Source organism: Acidovorax sp. M14 (assembly GCF_049331375.1).
GTDB lineage: Bacteria > Pseudomonadota > Gammaproteobacteria > Burkholderiales > Burkholderiaceae_C > Acidovorax.
Genome location: NZ_CP186263.1, coordinates 4,036,994 through 4,061,824, shown reverse-complemented (window position 1 = coordinate 4,061,824; position 24,831 = coordinate 4,036,994). Strand labels below are relative to the sequence as shown.

At 66.7% G+C, this 24,831-nt stretch carries 19 protein-coding genes; 12 read left to right on the top strand and 7 right to left on the bottom strand.

Features of this window, described 5'->3' with window-relative positions; translation table 11 throughout:
• The first annotated feature begins 168 nt into the window (after positions 1-168).
• A complete protein-coding gene (locus ACOYR4_RS19005; RefSeq protein ID WP_110960188.1) occupies positions 169-1,401 on the top strand; it encodes a Yip1 family protein in 1,233 nt (410 codons plus the stop codon).
• Between the two features lie 84 nt (positions 1,402-1,485).
• Here ACOYR4_RS19005 and ACOYR4_RS19000 read toward each other — a convergent pair whose 3' ends face one another.
• The gene (locus ACOYR4_RS19000; RefSeq protein WP_422847689.1) at positions 1,486-2,550 is read right to left on the bottom strand and encodes an ABC transporter ATP-binding protein; all 1,065 of its coding nucleotides are present in this window, start codon (positions 2,548-2,550) and stop codon (positions 1,486-1,488) included.
• Between the two features lie 284 nt (positions 2,551-2,834).
• Between ACOYR4_RS19000 and ACOYR4_RS18995 the strand changes: the two genes are divergently transcribed.
• Positions 2,835-4,472, top strand: coding sequence for an ABC transporter permease (locus ACOYR4_RS18995; RefSeq protein ID WP_422847688.1), 1,638 nt, complete (start codon positions 2,835-2,837; stop codon positions 4,470-4,472).
• Between the two features lie 39 nt (positions 4,473-4,511).
• Here the strand turns inward: ACOYR4_RS18995 and ACOYR4_RS18990 are convergent, their stop codons facing one another.
• From ACOYR4_RS18990 to ACOYR4_RS18965, 6 genes are all read right to left on the bottom strand, one after another.
• The gene (locus ACOYR4_RS18990) at positions 4,512-6,305 is read right to left on the bottom strand and encodes a sensor histidine kinase (protein WP_422847687.1); all 1,794 of its coding nucleotides are present in this window, start codon (positions 6,303-6,305) and stop codon (positions 4,512-4,514) included.
• Positions 6,306-6,360: 55 nt separating this feature from the next.
• Entirely contained in the window at positions 6,361-7,920 is a 1,560-nt protein-coding gene (locus tag ACOYR4_RS18985) for a PepSY domain-containing protein (RefSeq protein ID WP_422847686.1), read from the bottom strand.
• A 19-nt stretch (positions 7,921-7,939) separates the two neighbouring features.
• Complete coding sequence (locus ACOYR4_RS18980; protein WP_422847685.1) at positions 7,940-10,153, bottom strand: TonB-dependent receptor; 2,214 nt, start codon at positions 10,151-10,153, stop codon at positions 7,940-7,942.
• Between the two features lie 135 nt (positions 10,154-10,288).
• Positions 10,289-10,645, bottom strand: a complete 357-nt coding sequence (locus ACOYR4_RS18975) for a DUF2946 family protein (protein ID WP_422847684.1) — start codon at positions 10,643-10,645, stop codon at positions 10,289-10,291.
• 243 nt (positions 10,646-10,888) lie between these two features.
• Positions 10,889-12,328 carry an aldehyde dehydrogenase family protein gene (locus ACOYR4_RS18970; protein WP_422847683.1) on the bottom strand — a complete coding sequence of 480 codons (1,440 nt, stop codon included), beginning with the start codon at positions 12,326-12,328 and terminating at the stop codon, positions 10,889-10,891.
• Between the two features lie 309 nt (positions 12,329-12,637).
• Positions 12,638-13,366: a FadR/GntR family transcriptional regulator gene (locus ACOYR4_RS18965; protein ID WP_015015564.1), complete on the bottom strand. Its 729-nt coding sequence runs from the start codon at positions 13,364-13,366 to the stop codon at positions 12,638-12,640.
• Between the two features lie 122 nt (positions 13,367-13,488).
• On the opposite strand from ACOYR4_RS18965, the gene ACOYR4_RS18960 reads away from it, so the two are divergent.
• From ACOYR4_RS18960 to ACOYR4_RS18915, 10 genes are all read left to right on the top strand, one after another.
• Positions 13,489-14,307 (top strand): NAD-dependent epimerase/dehydratase family protein, encoded by an 819-nt coding sequence (locus ACOYR4_RS18960; protein ID WP_056637251.1) that lies wholly within the window; start codon positions 13,489-13,491, stop codon positions 14,305-14,307.
• A gap of 8 nt (positions 14,308-14,315) precedes the next feature.
• Entirely contained in the window at positions 14,316-15,197 is an 882-nt protein-coding gene (locus tag ACOYR4_RS18955; protein ID WP_422847682.1) for an SMP-30/gluconolactonase/LRE family protein, read from the top strand.
• A 43-nt stretch (positions 15,198-15,240) separates the two neighbouring features.
• A complete protein-coding gene (locus tag ACOYR4_RS18950; protein ID WP_422847681.1) occupies positions 15,241-16,218 on the top strand; it encodes a TRAP transporter substrate-binding protein in 978 nt (325 codons plus the stop codon).
• 73 nt (positions 16,219-16,291) lie between these two features.
• Positions 16,292-16,780: a TRAP transporter small permease gene (locus ACOYR4_RS18945; RefSeq protein ID WP_015015560.1), complete on the top strand. Its 489-nt coding sequence runs from the start codon at positions 16,292-16,294 to the stop codon at positions 16,778-16,780.
• Between the two features lie 204 nt (positions 16,781-16,984).
• The gene (locus tag ACOYR4_RS18940; RefSeq protein WP_056066169.1) at positions 16,985-18,277 is read left to right on the top strand and encodes a TRAP transporter large permease; all 1,293 of its coding nucleotides are present in this window, start codon (positions 16,985-16,987) and stop codon (positions 18,275-18,277) included.
• Between the two features lie 69 nt (positions 18,278-18,346).
• Positions 18,347-19,921, top strand: a complete 1,575-nt coding sequence (gene garD, locus ACOYR4_RS18935) for a galactarate dehydratase (RefSeq protein WP_422847680.1) — start codon at positions 18,347-18,349, stop codon at positions 19,919-19,921.
• An 83-nt stretch (positions 19,922-20,004) separates the two neighbouring features.
• Positions 20,005-20,934 carry a DMT family transporter gene (locus ACOYR4_RS18930; protein WP_422847679.1) on the top strand — a complete coding sequence of 310 codons (930 nt, stop codon included), beginning with the start codon at positions 20,005-20,007 and terminating at the stop codon, positions 20,932-20,934.
• A gap of 9 nt (positions 20,935-20,943) precedes the next feature.
• Positions 20,944-22,056, top strand: a complete 1,113-nt coding sequence (locus tag ACOYR4_RS18925; RefSeq protein ID WP_422847678.1) for an aldose epimerase family protein — start codon at positions 20,944-20,946, stop codon at positions 22,054-22,056.
• Positions 22,057-22,135: 79 nt separating this feature from the next.
• Positions 22,136-23,119, top strand: coding sequence for a catalase (locus ACOYR4_RS18920; RefSeq protein ID WP_296335510.1), 984 nt, complete (start codon positions 22,136-22,138; stop codon positions 23,117-23,119).
• A gap of 152 nt (positions 23,120-23,271) precedes the next feature.
• Entirely contained in the window at positions 23,272-24,795 is a 1,524-nt protein-coding gene (locus ACOYR4_RS18915) for a DegQ family serine endoprotease (RefSeq protein ID WP_422847677.1), read from the top strand.
• The last annotated feature ends 36 nt before the right edge of the window (positions 24,796-24,831 follow it).

Genomic DNA, 24,831 nt, shown 5'->3' with positions numbered 1-24,831 from the left:
TAGGTTCCCCAAAAGCCGTCTTTGTGCGGCAAAAGCGTGCATATTCCACGCTTTGGGTCGTGCAGGCGATGGCGCGGGTGGTCTGCCCGGTGCAATGTCCCGTATCGTCCGCGCTTTCCGTTTGCCTGCGGGTCATCGCAGGCCTTTGCACACTGCCGGGAGGGCACCATGAACCTGATTGAACGCGCCAAAAGCATTCTTCTGCAACCCAAGGAGGCCTGGGCCACCATCGACACGGAGGCTACCGACACCGCCACCCTGTTCACCAGCTACGCCATGATCCTGGCCGCCATCCCGGCGGTCTGCGGTTTCATCGGCATGTCGCTGATCGGTTTTGGCGGCTTTGGCGTCACCATCCGCGTGCCGTTTGTGTCCGGGTTGGTGAACATGGTCGTGTCGTATGGGCTGAGCCTGGTGGGCCTGCTGGTGCTCGGTTTCATCATCGATGCGCTGGCGCCCACCTTCGGCGGGCAAAAGAACGCCATCCAGGCACAGAAGGTGGCGGTGTACGCCAGCACGGCTGCCCTGCTGGGCGGCATCTTCAGCCTGCTGCCCTCGCTGGCCATGCTGGGCCTGTTGGCGGCGGCGTATTCCATCTACCTGCTCTACACCGGCCTGCCGGTGCTCATGCGCAGTGCGCCTGAAAAGTCGGTGGGCTACACAGTGGTGGTCATCATTGCGGCCATCGTGATGGGTGTGGTCATCGGTGCCGTCAGCGCGCTGTTCATGCCGCGCAGCGGTGCACTGTTTGGCGGCGCCGACGCCCCTGCCATCACCATGAACACGCCCGGCGGCAAGGTCTCCATCGACACCGCAGGTCTCGAAGCAGCAGGCAAGAAGATGGAAGAAGCCGCCCGCAAGATGGAAGAGGCCCAGAAGAGCCAGGACCCGGCCGCCATCGCCGCCGCCACGGGCGATGCCGCCAAGGCTGCGGCCGGTGTGCTGGGTGGGGGGCAGGCCATCGCGGCCCAGTCGCTCAAGGCGGCACTGCCGGAGAAGCTGGCAGGCCTACCCCGCACGGGTTTTGATGTGCAGGACGGCGCCGCCCTGGGCTTGCCCACCAGCCAGGCCAGCGCGCAATATGGCAACGATGACAAGCAGCTGCGCCTGGAGATCGTGGATGTGGGCGGCCTCGGGCAGATGGCGGTGATGGCCATGGGCATGGTGCAGGGCGAGAAGGAAGACCAGACCAGCGCCGAAAAGACCTGGCAGGAAGGTGGTCGCACGCTGCACCAGCGCTACGACAAGGACGGCAGCCACGCCGAGTTCAAGACCATCCTGAAGAACGGCCTGGTGGTCAGCATCGAAGGGGACAAGATCGGTGTGAAAGAGCTGCGCGGCCTGATGTCGCAGGTGGACCTGAACGGCCTGGAGGGCCTGCAGCGCAAGGGCAAGTCCTGAGCGGAAGGGTAGTTGCTATTGATTCAATAGCTATTCAGGCATGTTCGACTAGCGCATCCGGCCGATTTTGATCCCAACACCCGTTTAGCCGCGCGGAAACGTCACCACGTGGTCCACCTGGGCACGGATGCCGATCCACTCGCCCAGCGCGTGGTCGTGGTGGCTGGGCACATGGGCCAGCACCGTGTGGCCGCTGGCCAGGCGCAGGGTGTACAGAAACTCCGAGCCCCGGAACGACTTGCGCACGATCTGCGCCTGCACGGGCGCATGGTCGTCGTGCACGATGTCGTCGGCGCGCAGCAGCACATCACATTCCCCAGCGGGGTAGCTGCTGGGCAGGGGGCACTCGTCCAGGTCGGTCAGGTCGCCCAAAGGGGTTTGGGCCACCACGTTGTTGCCGCGCTGCACCAGCGTCGCCGGCGCAAACACGCCGTGGCCGATGAAGTCCGCCACAAACCGCGTGGCGGGGCGGTGGTACAGGGTGTACGCGTCGTCCCATTGGTGCAAGTGGCCCTCGTTCATCACGCCAATCACATCGCCAATTGCAAACGCCTCGAACTGGTCGTGGGTGACGAACAGGGCCGTGGCGCCTGCAGCTTTCAGGATGCCGCGCACCTCGTGCGCCAGGCGCTCGCGCAGGTCCACATCGAGGTTGGAGAACGGCTCGTCCAGCAGCATGAGTTGCGGGCGCGGCGCCAGCGCGCGGGCCAGTGCCACACGCTGTTGCTGGCCGCCAGAGAGTTCGTGCGGGTAGCGGTGCTCGCTGCCTTCCAGCCCCACAAGCTTCAGCACCTCGGCCACCCGCGCGGCCTGCTCAGCCCGGGGCAGCTGGTGGATGCCAAACGCCACATTGCGGCCCACCGACAGGTGCGGGAACAGCGCGTAGTCCTGGAACACCATGCCGATGCGCCGCAGCTCGGGGGGCACGCTCAGGGTGGCGCTGCTGACCACGCTTTTGGTCAGGCGAATCTCGCCGCCCGTCACGGGCTCCAGCCCGGCCACGGCCCGCAGCAGGGTGGTCTTGCCGCAGCCGGAGGGGCCGATCAGCACGCCGATATCACCCGCTTTCAGGCTGAGCGTGACGCCTTGCACAGCGGCCTGTGCGCGGCCTGCGTAGCGCACTTCGAGTTGGGAGACCTCAAGAAACATATCCGCGCATTTTAGGCGGCGTGGAGTGAATGCTTAAAATTCGCATTTGCATTCCTGGGTGCTGGTGTAGTGTTGCGCGCTGGATGGCACATTGAAGACCGATGGATTTTTGGTCAGGGCAAGGCGCAAATCACAGCGATACCCGAAGGTGTCGCGAGGATTTGCAACGCAGCCCTGGCCGAAAAGACGCGGTTTTTGAGTGCCAGATAGCGTGCAACACTGCACCAGGGTGCCCATGCCCTTTGGCAGGTGTGCGCTTTCTTCCTTCTGCCGAGCCCACCGCCTTGCGCCGTACCCCGTTCTCTGTTTTTCGCAGCATTCCGCTGATCCTGTTTGCAGGCTTTCTGGCCTTGCCAGTGCTGGCGGTGCTGGCGTCGTGGTTGCCGTTCTCGGCCACGGGGCAGGGCGATGCGCAGGCGGGTGCCATCCTGCGCGAGATGGCATCCACCGTGCTGCCCGGCTACGTGTGGACCACGCTGTGGCTTAGCGTGCTGGTGGCATTGGGCGCCGCCGTGGTGGGCACGCTGGCGGCTGCGGCTGTGACGCTGTTCGACTTTCCGGGCCGCCGCACCTTTGAATGGCTGCTGCTGTTGCCCCTGGCCATGCCCGCCTACGTCACGGCCTATGCGTACACCGACTTTCTGCAGTTCAGCGGCCCGCTGCAGGTGGGCCTGCGCAACACCTTCGGCCTGGAAGGCCGCTTGCTGCCCGAGGTGCGCAGCCTGGGCGGCGCCGTATGGGTGTTCATCTTCTCGCTGTACCCCTATGTGTACCTGCTGGCGCGCACGGCCCTGGGCGAGCGCGCCGCCCACCTCATGGAGGCCGCTCGCCTGCTGGGCGCACCGCTGCCCCGCCGCATCCGTGCCGTGGCCCTGCCGCTGGCGCGCCCGGCTGTGGCGGCGGGCGTGGCGCTGGTGCTGATGGAAACCCTGGCCGACTTCGGCGTGGCCAGCTACTTCGGCATCCAGACCTTCACCACCGGCATCTACAAGGCCTGGCTGTCGATGGACAACCGCTTGGCTGCCGCGCAGCTGGCCACCATGCTGTTGGTGGTCGTGATGGCGCTGCTGCACCTGGAGCACCGCGCGCAAAAGCGCATGCGTTTTGCTACCGGTGGCGGGCGCGCAGGCTCGGCCGAGGCGCAGCCGCTGCGGCTGCAGGGCGGGCGCCGCTGGGCGGCCTGGGCCGTCTGTACCGTGCCTGTGCTCATGGGGTTTGTGGCGCCCGTGGCCTTCATGTTGCGGCCACTGGCGGCCGACTGGTCGGTGCTGCCGTGGGAGCGCTTCATGGAATGGGCCTGGCACAGCGTGCGCCTCGGCGGTATCACCGCCGCACTGGCCGTCGCCATCGCGCTCGCCCTGGCTTTTGCGGTGCGCCGCCAGCCCGACGCCATCACGCGTGGCGTGGTGCAACTGGCCAGCGTGGGGTATGCCGTGCCTGGCGCCGTCATCGTCGTGGGGCTGCTGTTGCCCGTGGGCTGGGTGCAGGCGGCCATGCCGCAGTGGGGTGTGGGCGCGCTGGTCACCGCCACGGCGTTTGGCATTTTGTGGGCCTACCTCGTGCGGTTCTGTGCCGTGGCCCTGCAATCCATGCAAAGCGGCTACGCGCGGATTCCGCCCAGTCTGGACGATTCCGCCCGCATGCTGGGCATGGGCAGTGCAGGCCTGCTGGCGCGCGTGCACTGGCCCCTGCTCAAACGGTCCACCGCCGCAGCCGCGCTGCTGGTGTTTGTGGATGTGATGAAGGAGCTGCCCGCCACCATGGTGCTGCGCCCCTTCAACAGCGACACCCTGGCCGTGGTGGCCTACCAGCTGGCCCGCGACGAGCGCCTGGGCGAAGCGGCCTTGCCGTCACTGGCACTGGTGGCCGTGGGGCTGGTGCCGGTGATTTTGCTCAGCCGTACGTTGCGCAGCCGGCACTGACCCCAGGACGCCTTAGCGCGCCTGCTTGCGGGGAACTGCTTAATGAGACTCCTTGCCCGGCTCGCGGGGCAAAGTCAGCGTGAAGCGCGACCCCTGGCCCTCCGAAGAGGACAGCGTGAGCGTGCCCCCCATCAGCACCGCCAACGCCCGCGATAACGCCAGCCCGAGGCCCGTGCCGCCGTGCTGGTAGCTCACCTGGTCGTTGCCTTGGCGAAATTTCTCGAAGATGGTTTCGTGCAGGTGCGCCGGGATGCCCGGGCCGGTGTCCACCACGTGGAAGCTCACGGCGTCTGGGCTGGCGTCCACCTCGATGGCGACCGAGCCCGTGTCGGTGAACTTCATGGCGTTGGACAGCAGGTTGTTGAGCACCTGCTTGAGCCGCAGTCCGTCGCACATCAGGGTGTGCGGGGCGTCCGGGGCGATGCGCACATGGAGCACCAGGTTCTTGTTGGCGGCCGTGACGGCAAAAAAATCGGCGGTGGACTGAACAATCTCCGCCACGTTTTGCTCGGTGGGGAGATGGGGCATGGCGCCGGCTTCCACCTTGGCCAGGTCCAGAATCTCGGTGAGCAGGGCGTTCAGGTGCTCGGCGGCTTTGCGGATCAGGCTGGCTTGTTCCTTGAAGCGGGGCTGGTCCAGCCGCATTTCCATCAGCTCGGCAAAGCCCCGGATGCTGGTGAGCGGCGTGCGCAACTCGTGCGAAACGGCGGCCAGAAACTCGCTTTTGGCCTGGCTGGCCGAGCGGGCCTCGGCCTCGCTGATGCGCAGGGCGGCGTTGGTGCTTTCGAGCTTGTGCACGCTGCGCAGAAAGATGACGGCCGCCCCCACGAGTGCCACGCTGAACAGTGCCATGGTGAACAGCGCCACGTTGCGGTTGCCGCGCCACCCGCTCAGGGCCTCGTCGGTACTGGTGGCCACCACCAGCAGCAGCGGGTAGTTGCCCACCCGGCTGTAGGCGTAGATGCGCTCGATGCCATCCAGCCCGCTGGCGCGTATGTAGTGACCGTTGGCCCCCAGTTCTTCGGCGTTGTTGTTGGCGGCACGGGCCACCACCTCGCCCATGCCGATGCTCTGGCCGCCCATGACGCGGGCGCGCACGGCACGGTCGTTACCGACCAGGGTCACGATGCCCGTCTTGCCCAGCTGCACGTCCCGGTACACGTCCTCGAAGTAGCCGGGGTTCACCGAGGCCACCACCAGCCCGGCAATGCTGCTGGTGCCATACGAGATGCTGCGCGACAGCTGGATGGTCGCCTTGCCTGAGACCTTGCCCACCACCGGTTTGCCGACGAACAGGCCGCTGGGCGTCATCTGCAGGCGCGCGGCTTCCGTTGTGGTGCGGGTCAGGTGCACCTGCACATGCTCACGCTCCGACAAGTCCACATGGCCTGTTTTTTCGCCGGTGGGATCGATGTTGCTGCCGACAAACCGGCCATCAGGACCTACCAGCGACAGCTGGGTGAGGATGTCGGGGGCGAGGCCCGTTTCGTTGGCAAAGCGCGTGAAGTCGGCCTTGTCAAAGTCACCTGCCAGCACTGCGTCGCGCATGCGGATCGTGGCCTGGTCTACCGCCGCCATGACCCGCACGGTCTGCTCGCCCAGGCTCAGTGCCAGGTTGCTGTTCTGGCGTATCTGCGCGTTCATCGCATCGCGCCACGACACATTGAGCAAGATCGCCACGGTGGCCCACGCCAGCAACAGCACCAGTGCGGTGCCCAGCACCACCATCGTCCGCAGGGGCAGGCTGGAGTGTGGTGGCTTGGACGGCGCAAGGTGCGCGGCCGGTGGGTGCAAGGCGGGGTTGTTTGCAGGCGGGGATGCTGGGGCCGTCATGGGCAGGTGTTTCAAAAGGCAACTGCAACCATCATAGGGCTGCGACCTGTCACGGTCACGGCCTTGCACCCCGACCCGGTATCGGCCGCAGTTTCACACCCAACCTGCGCCACCCCATTACGATGCCTGTCACGCTCATCACCGCCCCGCCCAAGCTCAGCGCGATGAGCAGCACATCCCACAGCGGTCTGCGCTCCAGCAGGGGCAGCCAGTCCCAGCTGTGCAGCATGGCAAACAGCCAGCGGCTGGTACGGCGGTGGCTGTCGGTGCGGCTTAGCACCGCACCGGTGTGCGGGTCGATGTGCACCCAGGTGGCGTGCGGGTCGTCGAACACCACGCGCAGTGCGGGCAGGGGTTTGTCGATGCCGCCAGTCATGGTGTGGGCAGCGCGGTCGTAGTAGTGCAGGTCGTAGGCCGTCAGCGTTTCGGTGCGCACCACCGCGTGGGGCAGCAGGTGCTCGGCGGCTTCTGCCACAGCACCCGGGGCCCACACATGTGCGGCGGCGTTGATGGCGTCCAGCACCGTCGGGGCGCCGGTGGGGCTGTAGGCTAGCACCAGCGTGTGTCCGGCATGGCGCACCCACCGCAGCTCACGGGTGTTGGGCGATGCCGCAGAGAGCAAGGCGTGTACCGCTGCTGCCTGCGCGGGCACTTGCAGGGGGCCGCCATGCATGGCCTGCTGGCGCAGTGGCACTGCACCGCTGTCGAAAATCTTCCATGGGTTCATGGACATGAGGCCGCTGAAGATCCAGGTGAACGTGATGACCGCAAAAACGAGCCCGAACACATGGTGCCAGCGCATCATGAAGCCCCGGTACGGCGTGCGCGCGCCCGTCTTGTACCGGCCCCGGAAGCGCCAGCGCAGCACGCCCACCACCGTGCCCGTCACCGTGAGCGTGATGCCCGCGATGGACAGCCAGTTGACGATGTCCGTCCAGTAGTCGTTGAAGACATTGCCCCGGAAGGGGTAGAGCCAGTGGATCCAGGCGCCTGCGTAGTTCCAGGCGCGCTCTTGCAGCGGCGCATCGCGCACCACCTCGCCCGTGGTGCCGGAGACGTAGACCACGGTGCCCGCGCTGTCGCCCAGGTGCAGGCGGTGCAGCGGGCGGTGCGCGTCCAACGCGCGCGAGTGGGTGAAGGCGTCTTCGTCGATCGTGCCCTGGTAGTCGATGGACGGGTTGGCTTCCTGCGCAAAGGCGCGGGCCGAGGCGATGGCGCGCGTGGCGTCCACACCCTGCAACCGCTCGCCGGTGATGGCGTCGATTACCGCAGGCGCGGGGGCCCTGCGCGGGCGTGGCGCGGCGTCGCTGGTGGAGGCTGCGGGCACCACCAGGTACACGGCGCGCCCGCCGCTGGCCAGCGCCAGCCGCAGGTCCTGCAGCGGGCCTGCCAGGCCTGCGCGGGCCAAGGCGTCGGCGGGCTCCAGCAGAGGCTCCGCGCCCAGCATGGCGCTACGCAAGGGCGGCAAATGGGCCAGGCGCTCGGCCTGCGTCAGCTTGGGGTAGCCCACATACATCATCACCACGCCTGAGACGAACCACATGGCGAAGAAGGCGCACAGCAGCACGCCCAGCCAGCGGTGGACGAGGTACAGCCAGCGTTTGGCGTGTGGCATGTCCGGTGCTCCGCCTGCGTCAGAACGCGGTGTGCAGCGTCACGTCCAGCGTGCGCGGCGCACCCAGGTAGACCTGGTCGCGCGTCTCGGCTGCGTAGATGCGGTCGGTGGCGTTGCGCACGCGGCCCGTGAGAGTGGTGGTCTTGTTGACCTTCCAGGCCAGGCCCAGGTCCAGCAGCGTGTACGACGGCCAGAACTTGGTGTTGGCCGCGTTGCCATACACCTTGCCCACATGGCGCGCCCCCGCGCTGGCGGTGACGGTGGGCGTGATCGCGTACGAGGCCCACAGGTTGGCGACCTGCTGCGGCACCAGTTGCGGCAGATTGCCCGCGCGCGAGACGCCGCCCTGCACAAAGTTCTCATACCGCGCACGGATCAGCGACAGGTTGCCCTGCAGCTGCCATTGCGGCGTGGGGCGGATACCGGCCGACAGCTCGATGCCCTTGGACGACTGTTCGCCCACCAGCACGGTGAGATTGGGGTTGGACGGATCTTGCGAGGCGATGTTCTTGCGGCGGATGTCAAACACCGCCACCGTGGCGCTGCCCTTGCCGTCCCAGAAGTCGAACTTGCTGCCCACCTCGAACTGGCGCCCCGTGGTCAGCTCACTGTTGTTGCGCACATCGGCAAACGAGGCCGAGGCCAGCGAACCCGAGGGCGGATCGGCCGCATTGGAGGCCTGCGCGTACAGGTTGGCGCCGGGCGCAATGTCCCACACCACGCCCAGGCGGCCCGTGGTGGGGCTGTAGCTGCGGCTGAAGGTGGCGGGCGATGTGGCCGTCACCGCTCGGCGGTTCACCAAGTCGAGGTCGATGCGCTCGTGCCGCAGTGCGGTGATGAGGTTCACCCCGGAGGCCACCAGGGTGCGGTTTTCCAGGTACAGCGCGGTGTTGGTGATCTTGTTGTCCTTGTCGGGGTTCAGGACGGGCGACATGCCGGGGATGTCGAAGAAGTTTTCAGTGGTGAAGTTGTAGGGATTGACCGTGCTCACGGTGACCGAGGGACCGAACGGGAAGCGCGTCTGCTTGTTCACGCTCACGTCCAGGCCAAAGGCCCAGTCGCTCTTTCGGCCTGCGAGCTGGCCCTGGTAGGTGCCCTCCAGCCGGTCGCCCACCAGCTGTTGGTCGTGGCGTTGCAGATAGGGCGCTGTGCGGGTGACAGCGGTGTTGTTCGCATTAAAGGTGTAGGTCTCCACGTTGCGGTAGTCGCGCAGCGCGTCGTACACGTAGAACGTGTTCTTGAGCTGCAGCACATCCGACACGCGCCACTGCGCCACCGAGCGCAGCCACTGCACGCGATGCTCGTACATGCCATCGGCGCTGTTGTAGTTCTTGAAGCGCGTGGCGGGGTCGATGGTCAGTGCACCCACGGCGGGGTTGAGCACCGGCGTGCCCCAGTACGGGCGGTCCACGTGGTCCCTCTGGTATTCGTAGGCCAGTGTGTGCGTGAAGCCGCCGCTCAGGTCCGACAGCAGCGAGGTCGCCAGCTGGGTGGACTGCGTTTTGGTGCCCTCGATCCAACTGCCTGCGTTGCGGTGGTTGAGGTCGATGCGCGCGTAGTGCGCAGGGCCTGCAGTGCCATCGCTGCCTGCGATGCGGCGGTTCAGGCCCACCGACACTTCCTTCAGGTCGTAGGAGCCCAGGCGCAGCTGGCCCTCGGTGAAGTCGCTGCGCTCGGCCGTCTTGGTGATGTAGTTGATGGAGCCGCCCACGCCGCCCGATCCGTACAGAAAACTCGACGCGCCGCCGATGGCCTCGACCCGGTCGTAGATCCAGCTATCGACCGCGCGTGTGGCGCTGCCGTATTGCGGATTGATGCCGTTGTAGAGCTGCGCGACCGAGTTGCTGGTAAAGCCCCGGTAGTGCGCGGCCATGGAGCCCGGCGCGTTGTGCGCCACTACGCCCGGCACGGCGCGCAGGATCTCCTGCGTGTCTTGCGCGCCGCGTGCGTCGATGGTGGCGCGGTCCACCACGGTGACGGAGGCGGGGTTCTCGCGCACCGTCAGGCCCAGGCGGCTGCCGGTGTCCACGGGGGTGTCCAGGTTGAGTTTGCCGTTGGGGGAGGCGGCGGCATCGACCACATCCACGGCCTGCATGGTGGGTGGGGTGTTGGTCTGTGCATGGGCTGCGACAGACGACAGTGCGCAGGTGGCAAGTACGCCCAGGCACAGAGGGGAAAGGGGCAGGCGCGGCAAGGCCGCAGCGCTGCGCGAAGCAAAGGAAATACGGGACATGAAAACGCTCTTGTCTTGAAGCGACAGCGCAGCCAGGCCCGCGTGGGTTGCACGCAGGCCTGCGCCATCTGGAAACCAGCGGGAACAGGGCAGCACCTGACCACCAGGTACCGGGCACTGCCAACAAGCTTCAGATCAAGAGCGCGATGGGGGCCCGCGTGCGGGCAGGGGGGCTGCCGTAGCGGCCGCAATGCGGGCGGCCTCGACGGGCTGCAGCGCATGGGCCAGGGGGTGGGGCGGCAGCACGGCGGCGACCGGTGTGGGGGGCGGGGCGCTGGGGGTGGAGCACAGCGGGCAGTCCATGCCCATTGCGCCCATTTCAACGGTGCCATCGTCGGTCTGCACCAGCAGCTTGATGGTGCCCGCGCCCGAGCAGATCACTTCAAAGGCCTGGGGGTGCACCAGTGGCGATGCGATGGCTACCCCCATCGACGCCACGAACCATGCGAGCACCCACAGGCGCAGCGCAGAGAAGGTTCGGAGGGCGGTCATGGGGCGCGATGATAGCGGCTGCCGTTGTGGCCGGAATCAGCGGCACAGAGCAGACGGATTGTTGTTGCTATATAAATAATAGCTGCCAGCGCATGATTCACTAGCGCTTGCGGTCGATTTGGCTGAAAACCGTTGGCGAATGACCTGTGCGATGCCCGTGCGCGCCAACGCGGTGCAGGCGCCTGGCCTCGCCACTCCGGGGCTGGAGTGGCGTCGCGGGCGCAGGCTTGTGTCGCGCCCGCCTCAGGCCTGCGTGTAAGCGGTCTTCACCGTGGTGTAGAACTCCGCCGCGTAGCGCCCCTGCTCACGCGGGCCGTAGCTGCTGCCCTTGCGGCCACCGAAGGGCACGTGGTAGTCCACGCCCGCCGTGGGCAGGTTCACCATCACCATGCCGGCTTGCGCGTGGCGCTTGAAGTGCGTGGCGTGTTTGAGGCTGGTGGTGGCGATGCCGCTGGCCAGGCCAAACGGCGTGTCGTTGGCCAGGGCCAGCGCCTCTTCGTAGTTCTTGGCGCGCAACACGCTCACCACGGGGCCAAAGATCTCTTCGCGGTTGATGCGCATGCCGGGCGTGGTCTCGGTGAACAGCGCGGGGCGCAGGTAGAAGCCGGGCGCGCCGTCGGCGTTCTTCTCCAGTGCCTCGCCGCCGTAGGCGAGCTTGGCGCCTTCCTGCTGGCCGATGGCGATGTACTCCAGGTCTTGCGCCAGCTGGCGGTCGTCCACCACGGGGCCGATGTCGGTGCCGGCCTTGCGGGCGTCATCCACCTTCAGGGTCTTCATCTTCTCGACCATGGCGGCCACGAAGCGGTCGTGGATGCCTTCGGTCACGATCACGCGGCTGCTGGCCGTGCAGCGCTGGCCGGTGGAGAAGAAGCCGCTGTTAATCGCAGCGCCCACGGCCACGTTCAGGTCGGCGTCGTCCAGCACCACAAACGGGTTCTTGCCGCCCATCTCCAGCTGCACCTTGGCGCCGCGTGGCACGCAGGCCGCCGCCACGCGCTGGCCCGTGCCAACGGAGCCGGTAAAGCTCACGCCCGCAATGCGCTCGTCTTCGAGCAGCACGGCGCCCACGTCTGAACCGCGACCCATCACCAGGTTGAATACACCGGCGGGCAGGCCCGCGCGGTGCAGGATGTCGGCCAGCGCCCAGGCAGAGCCCGGCACCACCTCGGCGGGCTTGAAGACCACCGTGTTGCCGTAGGCCAGGGCCGGGGCGATCTTCCAGGCCGGGATGGCGATGGGGAAGTTCCACGGCGTGATGATGCCGATGGTGCCCAGCGGCTCGCGTGTGATCTCGATGCCCACGCCGGGACGCACGGAGGGGATCATCTCGCCGCCAGGGCGCAGCGCCTCGCCCGCAAAGAACTTGAAGATGGCCGCCGCGCGGCCCACTTCGCCGATGGCTTCGGGCAGGGTCTTGCCTTCTTCGCGGGCCAGCAGGTCGCCCAACTCTGCCTTGCGGGCAATGATCTCGTTGCCCACCGCGTCGAGGATGTCAAAGCGCTGCTGGGGCGTGGACAGGCTCCAGGCCGGGAAGGCCGCGTGTGCTGCGGCGACGGCGTCGAGTGCCTGCTCGCGGCTGGCCACGGCGTAGTCGCCGATCACGTCGCGCGTGTCGGAGGGGTTGGTGTTCTGGTACGTGCGGACGCCTTCGGTCCAGTTGCCGGCGATCAGGTTTGCGTGCATGGCGGTGGTGGTGTGAAAGGGTGGGTGGTTGAAGAAAGTCGGATCAAAGCCCAGGGGCCAGGACGGCGTGGCCGAGAGCGCTGTCCGCTGCGGGCGGCGTCCATCCAGGCCACTTGGGGTACCAATGCGGGGCAATGGTGGATTTGTTGTATGTCATCGTACAACATAAGCGCATCTATGGGTACTTCGGGTAACTACTCATGAGATCACTCCTTGCCGCCTGGGCCCTGCTGTCGTATCTGGCTCATCGGACCCGCAGGGCGACAGGTCAGCGCGCCGGGTGGGCGGCATTGCCGGGTCCCCCGGACTTCAGCCGGCCTCGGCCTGCGCGCGCCGGCGGCGTTCGCGGCTGTTGGCCAGGTGGGTGCGCATGGCAGCGCGGGCGGCGTCGGGGTCCTGGCCGACGATGGCGTCGTAGATGCTTTCGTGCTCTCCATTCACGCGGCGCAGGTACTGCCTGCGCTCGTCATTAGGGGCCTCCACCGAATCCAGCCGCGCGCGCGGAATGATCATGCTGCCCAGCGTGCCCATCAGCTCGGCAAAGTGGCTGTTCTGCGTGGCGCGTGCGATCTCCAGGTGAAACTGAAAGTCCGCCGCCACCGCGTCGCGCCCGGCGTCCACGGCTGCTGCCACGGCGTCCAGCGCCTCGCGCATCGTCTTGAGGTTGGCGGGGGTGCGGCGCTGCGCCGCCAGCGCGGCGGCTTCGGTTTCTACGCCGATGCGCAGCTCCAGCACGGCAATCACATCGCGCAGGGTGCTGAACTGGTCGGGGGTGATCTTGAAGCCCGGGGCCTGCCCGAGACCCAGCACAAACGTGCCGATGCCATGCCGTGTCTCTACCAGGCCGGACGCCTGCAGCTTGGAAATGGCCTCGCGCACCACCGTGCGGCTGACGTTGAACTCGGCCATGATCGCGGCCTCGGTGGGCAGCTTGTCGCCCAGTGCCAGGCGCCCGTCGCGGATGCGGTCACCCAGGGAGTCCACCAGCTCCAGGGCCAGGGTGCGGGGCTTGCGGCGTGGGGCAATGTCGGTGCTCATGTCTCGGTGTTATCCCTATGTGTTGGACGGGTTGAAAGGAGTACATTGCCTCCTCGTTGTATGACAACTGATGACGTTCAACCACGTGTAACGCCACTGTACCAAGAACCTCCGCAAAAGCCATGCCCTGTCACCCGACACCGATCCGTTTTCAACGCTTGTTATTGACCGGGGCCGCTGGCGGACTGGGGCGTGAATTGCGCACGCGCCTGAAGGCGTACTGCACCACCTTGCGCCTGTCCGACATCGCCGACCTGGGCAGCGAGGCGCCGGGCGAAGAACTGCGCCCCGCGCGGCTGGAAGATGCCAGTGCCATGTTGCCGCTGCTCGAAGGGGTGGACGCCGTGGTGCACCTGGGGGGCGTGTCCACCGAGCAGCCCTGGGACCCCATCCTGCAGGCCAACATCGTGGGGGCATACAACCTCTATGAGGCCGTTCGCAAGCAAGGCGTCAAGCGCGTGGTGTTTGCCAGCTCCAACCATGTGACCGGCTTTTACCGCCAGGACGAAGTGGTGGGCCTGCGCGACCCGGCACGGCCCGATGGCCTGTATGGCCTGTCCAAGGCGTTTGGCGAGGACCTCTCACGCTTTTACTTCGACCGCTACGGCATCGAAACCGTGTGCCTGCGCATCGGCTCCTCCTTCCCCGAGCCGCGCAACCGCCGCATGCTGGCCACGTGGATGAGCTACGACGACCTGGAGCGCCTCGTGGTGGCCAGCCTCACGGCGCCAGTGGTGGGCCACAGCATCATCTATGGCATGGGCGACAACACCACCACTTGGTGGGACAACACACTCGCCCGCCACATCGGCTACCGCCCGCAGGACAGCTCCGAGCCCTTCCGCGCCAAGGTGGAGGCCGCAGACCCTCAGCCCGACCTGACCGACCCGGCCGTGATCTATCAGGGCGGGCCGTTTGTGCGCACCGGTCCGTTCGAGTGAGCGTGCCCATGGAACTCTTGCTGCCTCACCACCAGGACCAGGTGGGCGAAAGCCCGCTGTGGAGCCCTGCCGAGCAGGCGCTGTACTGGGTGGACATTGAAGGCCGCGCGCTACGCCGCCTGCGCTGGGCCGAACGGCAACTGAGGAGCTGGACGACCCCTGAGCGGCTGGCCTGTATTGCGCTGCATGCGAGCGGTGGGCTCATCGCTGGCATGGACACCGGCGTCTTCCACCTGCAGCCTGCCGACGACGGCACTTTGGTCTGCACTCTCATCTCTGCCGTGCAGCACCCGCAAGCTGGCATGCGCTTCAACGACGGCCGCTGTGACCGCCAGGGGCGCTTCTGGGCCGGCACCATGGTGCGCGACATGTCGCTCGCCCTGCCTGCGGGCGGCCTGTACCGGCAGGATGCACGTGGCCTCTCGGCGCCGCAGGTGCAGGGCCTTGTCACCCAGAACGGCCTTGCCTTCAGCCCCGATGGCGCCACCATGTACCTCAGCGACAGCCACCCCAGTGTGCAGAAAATCTGGTCGCTGGACCTGCACGACGACGGCAGCCTGGGGCCGCGCCGCGAGTTCGTGGACATGCGCGAACTGCCGGGCCGGCCCGACGGCGCTGCCATCGACACCGACGGTTGCTACTGGATCTGCGCCAACGATGCAGGCTTGGTGCATCGCTTCACGCCATCGGGCGTGCTGGACCGCTCGCTGGCCGTGCCGGTCAGCAAGCCCTCGATGTGCAGCTTTGGCGGGCCCGACATGGACCTGCTGTTCATCACCTCCATCCGCCCCGGCCAGCCGCAGGGCAACGATGCAGCCCACGGCGGCGCGGTCTTCGTGACCCGCCCGGGCGCCCAAGGGCTCGCAGAAGCCCCGTACCAGAGCGCGTGAGCGCAGCACGCCACCCCCCATTCAACCCAGGAGACAAAGCACCATGAACGTTCCACACCTCTTTGGCCGCGTGGCCATCGCCGCCGGCATCCTGCTCGGCAGCCTGGCCGCGCAGGCTACCGAGTTCCGCTCGTCCGACATCCACCCCGAGGACTACCCCACCGTGCTGGCCGTGCGCCACATGGGCGAGACGCTGTCCAAGGCCACCGGCGGCAAGCACAGCATCAAGGTGTACGCCAAGGGCTCGCTCGGCATCGAGAAGGACACCATCGAGCAGACCAAACTGGGCGCCATCGCCATGACGCGCGTGAACGTCGCGCCCATGAACAACATCTGCCCTGCCACCATGGTGCCCACCATGCCGTTTCTGTTCCGCGACAAGGAGCACATGCGCAAGGTGCTGGACGGCGCCATCGGCGACGAGATCCTGAAGGACTGCGAATCGCAGGGCTTTGTGGGCCTGGCGTTCTATGACTCCGGCGCACGCTCGATCTACACCGTCAAGAAGCCCATTAGGACCCTGGCCGACGTGAAGGGCCTGAAGGTGCGCGTGCAGCAGAGCGACCTGTGGGTCTCACTGCTGGAAGCCATGGGCGCCAACGCCACCCCCATGCCCTTTGGTGAGGTGTACACCGCGCTCAAGACGGGCCTGGTGGACGCGGCCGAGAACAACTACCCCAGCTACGAAAGCTCGCGCCATTTCGAAGTGGCCAAGTACTTCAACAAGACCGAGCACTCGATGGCGCCCGAGATCCTGTTGTTCAGCAAGCGCGTCTGGGACAAGCTGAGCGCCGACGAGCAAAAGGCGATCCGCGCAGCCGCGAAGGAGTCGGTGGTGTACATGCGCAAGCTCTGGGACGAGCGGGAGGAGAAGTCGCTGGCCGTCGTCAAGGCCGGTGGCGCTGACATCGTGGAAGTGGACAAGGCGCCCTTCAAGGCGGCCATGAAGCCGGTGTACGACAAGTTCCTGAAGGACCCCAAGCTCCAGGACATGGTCAAGCGCATCGACGCGGTCCAGTGAACCTGGCCATCCCTGCCGCAGGGCCCGACGCCCGGCGGCAGGTTTCTTTGTTTGTCTTCTGAATGTTCCTTCTATGTACACGCGACTCTGTGCCTTCATCGCGCGCACCTGCCTGAAGCTTGGCGTGGGGGGGCTTGTCCTCCTGGTGTGCGCCGTGCTCTACCAGGTCATCGGCCGCTACATCTTCAACGACACACCCACCTGGGCCGAGAGCGGCGCCGTGCTGCTGGTGCTGTACGTGACCATGCTGGGCATGGCCGTGGGCGTGCGTGACGCGGGCCATATCGGCCTGGAATCCTTCCTGGTGCTGGCGCCCGACTGGCTGCGCACCAAGCTCGAGTTGTTGATCCACGCCCTGGTGCTGCTGTTCGGCATCGTCATGGCCTGGAACTGTGGCGTGCTGGCTGAATCCGTGGCGCCTTACAAGATTCCCACGCTGGGCATCTCCGAAGCCTTCAAGTACGTGCCGCCCGCCATGGCCGGCGTGCTGGTGGCCATGTTCTCGCTGGAGCACATCATCGCCATCCTGCGTGGCGTTGAAGTCGAGCCTGCCTGGCACTAAAGAGACTGGGAATCCCTTGTCCATGCCCGCCTTGCACGCCAAAACGCCCCGGCTCGTCGTTGCAAATGCTCGCCATAGCGCTGGCTATGGCTGCGCTTTGCGCCTAGATCCGGAGCGTTGTGGCGCGCCTTTCGGACACGACCAAGGAATTCCCAGCCTCTAAGCCCGCTCCTTAAACGTCTTCATAAAAATTCCATCACCATCATGGCGTTGACCATCCTGTGCGTGAGCTTCACGCTGCTGCTGCTGCTGGGCGTGCCCGTGGCCTTCTCGATCGGCCTGTCCTCGCTGGCCACCATCCTGTACGAAGGCCTGCCGCTGGCCGTGGGCTTCCAGCAGATGATTTCGGGCATGAACCCGTTCTCGTTCCTGGCGATCCCGTTCTTCATCTTCGCGGGCGAGATCATGATGTATGGCGGCATTGCCGACCGCATCGTCAACTTTGCCAAGAGCGTGGCGGGCCATGTGCGTGGCGGCCTGGGCATGAGCAATGTGCTGGCTTGCACGCTGTTTGGCGGTGTCTCGGGCTCGCCGGTGGCCGACGTGTCCGCCATGGGCGCCGTGCTCATTCCGCAGATGAAAAAAGAGGGCTACCACGCTGACTATGCGGTGAACGTGACCACCCACGCCTCGCTGGTGGGCGCGCTCATGCCCACGTCGCACAACCTGATCATCTTCACGCTGGCTGCTGGGGGCAAGGTGAGCATTGCGGCGCTGATCCTCGCGGGCATCGTGCCGGCCCTGCTGCTGACCATCTGCAATCTCGCAGCCGCCTATTTCGTAGCCGTCAAGCGCGGCTACCCCGCCGGCACCTTCCCGGGCTGGGAGATTGTGTGGATCTCGTTCCGCGCCTCGGTGCCCGGCCTGGCGGTGGTGGTCATCATCATCGCGGGCATTTTGTCGGGGGCGTTCACCGCCACCGAGTCGGCGTCGGTAGCTGTGCTGTGGGCGTTGATCCTTTCGGTGTTCGTCTACAAAAAGCTCACGCGCGAGCAGTTCCTCAAGGCCGCGTCCAAGGCCGTCAAGACCACGGGCACGGTGCTGCTGCTCATCGGCATCTCGTCCATGTTCGGCTACCTCATCGGCCTGTACGGCGTGGCTGAGCTCACCGGTGATGCGCTCAAGTCCATGAGCACCTCGCCCTGGGTGATCTTCCTGTCGGTGAACATCATCCTGTTCGTGCTGGGCACCTTTCTCGACATGGCGGCCACCATCCTCATCTGCACGCCCATCTTTTTGCCCATCTGCCAGCAGTTCGGCATGAGTACCGAGCAGTTCGGCATCGTCATGCTCATCAACTGCGCCCTGGGCCTGAACACGCCACCCGTGGGCACCACCCAGTTCATCGGCTGCACCATCGGGGGCGTGTCGGTGGGTGAGGTGATGAAGACCATCTGGCCGTTCTACAGTGCGCTCATCGTGGCGCTGATGCTGGTGACCTATGTGCCCCAGTTTTCGATGTGGCTGCCAGACCTGGTGCTCAAGGGTGGCGGCTGACCCGGCGGGAGTGATGGCTCTGCCACTGCGTGGAGCGAAACCGGCATACCTTGTGAATTGAACGGACTTATGCGACAAGCTCTCACCATCCGCATGCACGCGGATGACAACGTCGCCATCGTCGCCAACGACGGTGGCCTGCCTGCAGGCACCCTGCTGCCAGCCAGTGTGCCGGGCGCAGGCATCACGCTGCGCGACAAGGTGCCGCAGGGCCACAAGGTGGCGCTGGCAGACATCCCTGAAGGCGGCGTGGTGCGCCGCTACAACGTGCCCATCGGCTATGCGCTCAAAGACATCGCGGCCGGCAGCTGGGTGCACGAGCGCCTGCTGCAGATGCCCTCGGCCCGAGCGCTCGAAGGCCTGCCCATGGCCACCGTGAAGCCACCGGTGCTCGAACCCCTCACGGGCTACACCTTCGAGGGTTATCGCAATGCCGATGGCTCGGTGGGCACGCGCAACATTTTGGCCATCACGACCACCGTGCAGTGCGTGGCCGGCGTGGTGGCGCAGGCCGCGCGCCGCATCAAGGCCGAGCTGCTGCCTCTGTACCCCCATGTGGATGACGTGATCGGCCTGGAGCACACCTATGGCTGCGGCGTGGCCATTGATGCACCCGACGCCATCATCCCCATCCGCACGCTGCGCAACATCAGCCTCAACCCCAACTTTGGGGGCGAGGTCATGGTGGTGAGCCTGGGCTGCGAAAAGCTGCAGCCCGACCGCCTGCTGCCCCCGGGCAGCTTCCCCATCACTGACGAGCGCGATGCGGCTCTGGGCCCCGAGACGGTGTGCCTGCAGGCCGACGAGCATGTGGGCTTCATGTCCATGCTCGACCACATCGTGCAAAGCGCCCGGCCCCACCTGGAGCGCCTGAACGCCCGCCGCCGCGAGACCATCCCCGCCAGCGAGCTGGTGCTGGGTGTGCAGTGCGGTGGCAGTGATGCGTTCTCGGGTGTCACTGCCAACCCTGCTGTGGGCTTCTGCGCCGACCTGCTGGTGCGCGCTGGCGCCACGGTGATGTTCAGCGAGAACACCGAGGTGCGCGACGCCGTGGAGCAGCTCACCAGCCGCGCCGCCACGCCCGAGGTGGCTGACGCTATCGTGCGCGAGCTGGGCTGGTACGACCGCTATCTGGACCGGGGCCGTGTGGACCGCGCGGCCAACACCACGCCGGGCAACAAGGCGGGCGGGCTGTCCAACATCGCCGAGAAGGCCATGGGCTCCATCATCAAGAGCGGCACTGCGCCCATTGCGCATGTGCTGGCGCCGGGCGAGAAGTTGCGCCGCGACCAGCGCGGCCTGGTGTACGCCGCCACGCCCGCGAGCGACTTCATCTGCGGCACGCTGCAACTGGCTGCGGGCATGAACTTGCACGTGTTCACCACGGGCCGGGGCACGCCCTACGGCCTGGCTGAATGCCCGGTGGTCAAGGTGGCCACGCGCACTGACCTGGCGCGCCGCTGGCACGACCTGATGGACATCAATGCCGGCAAGATCGCTGATGGCGAGGCCACCATCGAACAGCTAGGCTGGGAGATGTTCCACCTGCTGCTCGACGTGGCCAGCGGCCGCAAGAAGACCTGGGCCGAGCAATGGCAGCTGCACAACGCGTTGGTGCTTTTCAACCCGGCGCCGGTGACCTGAACCCCGTCGGGCCCCGGCCCTTTGTGTTCCCTCTTCAACAGCCCTTGCCTGCAAGGGCTGTTGTCCTTGAAAGACCGTTTCTCATGGGTCACACCCGTTTTTCCGACCGCAAGGTCGTGGTGGCGTTGGCGCTGCTGTGCTGCCTGCTCTGGGGCAGCTCGTACCCGGCCATCAAGACCGGCTACGCCTGGTTTGGCATCGCCCGCAATGACATCCCCACGCAGCTCGTATTCGCAGGCTGGCGGTTTCTGGGCGCAGGGCTGATCCTGCTGGCCTGGGCGGTGGCCACGCGCAAGGCCATCTGGGGCCTGGGGCCCGGGGCAGGGCGCCAGCTGGTGGTGCTGGGTCTGGCGCAGACCACGCTGCAGTACGTGTTCTTCTACGTGGGCCTGGCGCATACCACGGGCGTCAAGGGCTCCATCATGAATGCCACGGGCACCTTCTTCAGCGTGCTGCTGGCGCACTGGGTGTATCACAACGACCGGCTGAGCCACGCCAAGCTCTGGGGCTGCGTGGTGGGTTTTGCGGGCGTGATGGTGGTGAACCTGGGGCGCGGCACGCTGGACCTGGACTTCACGCTGCTGGGCGAGGGCTTTGTGGTGATCGCCGCGTTCGTGCTGGCGGCCGCCAGCATCTACGGCAAGCAGGTGTCGCAGCGCATGGACTCGGTGGTGATGACGGGCTGGCAACTGGGCCTGGGCGGTGTGGCGCTGCTGGCCATCGGCTGGGCGCTGGGGGGCTCGCTCACGGGTTTCACCGCGGGCTCGACCGTGCTGCTGGTGTATCTGGCGCTGCTGTCGTCGGCCGCTTTTTCGCTGTGGAGCATTTTGCTCAAGCACAACCGCGTGAGCCAGGTCACGGTGTTCAACTTCACGGTGCCGATCTTCGGCGCGGCGTTGTCGGCGCTGTTTTTGGGCGAGGCACTGTGGGAGTGGAAAAACCTGCTGGCCCTGGTGCTGGTGTGTGTGGGCATCTGGCTGGTCACGCGCGATACGGCCAGTGCCACCAAATAGACTCGGCCCATGGCTTACACACTTTCCCGCGAAGCGTTTCAACAAGAGCTGCACGGCCAGCGCACGGACCTCTTCACCCTGCGCAGCCCCGGCGGCCTTCAGGTGGCCGTGAGCAACTATGGCGCGCGCTTGGTGCAGGTGGCGGTGCCCGACGGTCAGGGTGCTCTGGCCGATGTGGCGCTGGGCTACGACAGCCTGCAAGGCTACCTGGACGGCCAGCTCTCCATGGGCGCACTCATTGGCCGCTGGGCGGGGCGGCTGCGTGCGGGCACGCTGACCCTGCCGGACGGATCGCACCGGCAACTGCCCACTAACAGCGGGCCACACCACCACCATGGGGGCCCGCGCGGCAGCCGCTTTCAGGTGTTTGCGGTGGAGCAGGTACAGGCCGATGCACTCACCCTGAGCCACACCTTCCGCACCGAAGACGACGGCGTGCCCGGCACGGTGTGCGTGCGGCTCCACCTGCAGGTCACGGCCGACAACGCGCTGCACATGGCCTGGACGGCCGAGGTGCTGGATGCGCCCACGGTGCTTAATCTCACCGGGCATGCGTTCTTTAACCTGGCAGGCCAGGGCAGCACCCACGGCCACACCCTGCAGGTGCCCGCCAGCCGCTACGTGCCATTGGCCGCTGACGTGTGCCCCACGGGCGGGCTGTCGGGAGTGCAGGGCACGCCGTTCGACTTCCGCCAGCCCCGCCGTGTGGCGGATGCCATCGCAACACCCCATGAGCAGCTGGCTGTGGCGGGCGGGCTGGACCACTACCTAGTGCTGGACGAACAGGCTCCGCCCCTTGCCCCTCCGTCGTCATCCATCACTCCAACGGGCTTGCGCCTGGCCGCGCTGCTGAGCGAGCCGGTGAGCCGCCGTGCGATGGAGGTGTGGAGCACCGCCCCTGGCGTGCAGGTGTATGCAGGCCACGGCCTCAAGGCCGACCCCGCCCGGGACCTGGGGCGTGGAGCGGGGCAGGGCGGCTGGCTGTGGCAGCCGGGCGACGGTATCTGCCTGGAGCCCATGGAGTACCCCGATGCGCCCAACCACGCAGGCTTTCCGGTGCGCTGGTGGCAGCCGGGCGAGGTGGTGCGGGGCGCTATCGTGTACCGCTTCGTCAGTGGTTGAAGGCCCGTAGTGGGGTGGCATGGGAGGCCCGTGCCGCGCTACCATGCCGCCTGGCTTTTAACCAAGGTGGCTCATGCACATGTCCAACGCCCCCAGCACCCAGTGGAAAGAAGTGGTGGCACCCGATGAAGCGCAGCGCTTTGCGGGCTACGCGCGCCAGTTTGCCGAGCTGCAGGCACGCAAGTCGCAAAAATATGGCAACGGACGGGGCTTGCACCGCAAGCAGCTCACGGCCGCGTATGGCCGCCTGGAGGTGCTGGGCGATCTGCCCGCGTTTGCGGCCCAGGGCTTGTTCGCGCGGCCAGCGCAGTACGACGTGCGGGTGCGGCTGAGCAACGGCGGCATGGACAAGGCGGCGGACCACAAGCCCGACATCCGGGGCTTTGCGATCAGTGTGCGGGGCGTGCAGGGCGACTCCGCGTTGGGAAACGGGCCCGCCAAAAGCCAGGACTTTCTGCTCATCAACCAGGAAAAGTTTGCCTTCCCCCAAAGCGCCGAGTTTGTGGATTTTGTGGTCGCTGCGTCGCACGGCGGCGGTGCGTTGATCAAGTTTCTGGTGCAGCGCCACGGCTTGCTGGGTGCGGCCCGGCAGATCGCCAAGACGGTCAAGACCTTTGGGCGGCCCTTTGGGGGCTTTGCATCGCATGCCATGTTCAGCGCTGCGCCCATTGCGTGTGGGCCCTATGCCGTGCGGGTGCGGCTGGTGCCCCATGCGTCCAACGGCGCGCCCGTCAGGCAGGTGCAGCACGACTGGGATGCCGAGTTCTCCGGCCGCCTGCGCCAGCAAGACCTGCAGTGGGACCTGCAGCTGCAGCCGTTTGTGGACGAGGCCACCACCCCGATTGAAGATGCCAGCGTGGACTGGCCAACGCCCTACACCACCGTGGCCCGGCTCACCCTGCCACGGCAGGACCCCGCCGCCGATGCCGCCCTGGCCGCCGAGGTGGAGGCCGCTGTGTTTGACCCCTGGCAGGCGCTGGCTGCACACCGGCCCCTGGGCGACGTGATGCGGGCCCGCAAGGTGGTCTATTTCGAGAGCCAGAAGGGCCGTGGCGCCGCGTGACCTGCGGGGTGCTGCGACCGGGGCGCTTCGTGAGGAGGCTCTCACATGACTCAGAAAAGCAAACAGGGACTTTGAACAGCTTCTAAGTTTCGTCTAAGTGTTGGTGCCCACACTGCCCTCCATCGCAACTCCGATTGGAAAGGCACCACACCATGAACACGACAACGCTGACCTCCACCCCCCGCCGCCTCATCCTGGCCCTGGTGGCCGCCGGTGCGGTGGGTGCCACGGGCGTAGGCCTCATCACCGGGCACCAGGCCCGCGCCCTGACCCCGCCCCCCGCCATCGTGGCCCAGACGCCCGCCGCCCCCGGCGGGGCCTTGCCCAGCTTCGCTCAGATCACTGCGCAAAACGGCCCGGCAGTGGTCAACATCAGCGTGACGGGCAGCACCAAGGCCGCCATGGCCGATGACGACGGTGAAGACGACGGCCAGCCCGCCGCGCGCCAGGGCCGGGCACCGCAAATGGACCCCAACGATCCGTTCTACCAGTTCTTCCGCCAGTTCGGCTTTCCGGGCGGCATGGGCCCGCAGGCACAGCCCAACGTGCCCACGCACGGCCAGGGCTCGGGCTTTATCGTCAGCCCCGATGGCCTGGTGCTGACCAACGCCCATGTGGTCAAGGGTGCCAGCGAAGTCATCGTCAAGCTCACCGACCGGCGGGAGTTCCGCGCCAAGGTGCTGGGCTCTGACCCCAAGACCGACGTGGCCGTGCTCAAGATCGACGCCAAGAACCTGCCCACCGTGCGCCTGGGCAGCACCCGCGACCTGCAGGTGGGTGAATGGGTGCTGGCCATTGGCTCGCCCTTTGGGTTTGAAAACAGCGTGACGGCCGGCGTGGTCAGTGCCAAGGGCCGGTCGCTGCCCGACGACAGCCTGGTGCCCTTCATCCAGACCGACGTGGCGGTGAACCCTGGCAACTCCGGTGGTCCGCTGTTCAACGCCCGTGGCGAGGTGGTGGGTATCAACTCGCAGATCTACAGCCGCTCGGGCGGCTACCAGGGGGTGTCGTTCTCCATCCCCATCGAGCTGGCCGCCAAGATCAAGGACCAGATCGTTGCCACCGGGAAGGTGCGTCACGCGCAACTGGGCGTGGCGGTGCAGGAGGTGAACCAGGCGTTTGCCGAGTCGTTCAACCTCGACAAGCCCGAAGGCGCGCTGGTGGCCAGCGTCAGCAAGGGCAGCCCGGCTGAGAAGGCCGGCCTGCAGGCGGGCGACGTGATCCGCCAGGTGGACGGCCAGCCCATCGTCGCTTCGGGCGACCTGCCCGCCTGGGTGGGCCAGGCGCAGCCGGGCCAGCAGGCCAAGTTGTCGGTGTGGCGCCAGGGCAAGCCGCTGGAGCTGACCGCCACCCTGGGCGACGCCAGCGACAAGGCAGTCAAGCAGGCGCGCAACGATGACGCCGTGGGCAAGGGCCAACTGGGCCTGTCGCTGCGCCCGCTGGATCCGCAGGAGCGGCGTGCGGCGGGCCTCAATGAAGGCCTGGTCATCGAGCAGGCACGCGGCCCCGCCGCTGCGGCCGGCGTGCAGCCGGGCGACGTGCTGCTGGCCATCAATGGCGCCCCCATCAAGGACATCACGCAGGTGCGTGCGGCCATGGCCAAGGCGGGCAAGTCGGTGGCGCTGCTGATTGAGCGCGACGGCGACAAGATCTTTGTGCCCGTGCGCCTGGGCTGATCCATGGCCTGCGCCCGCCGTCGGTTGAGGCCCTGC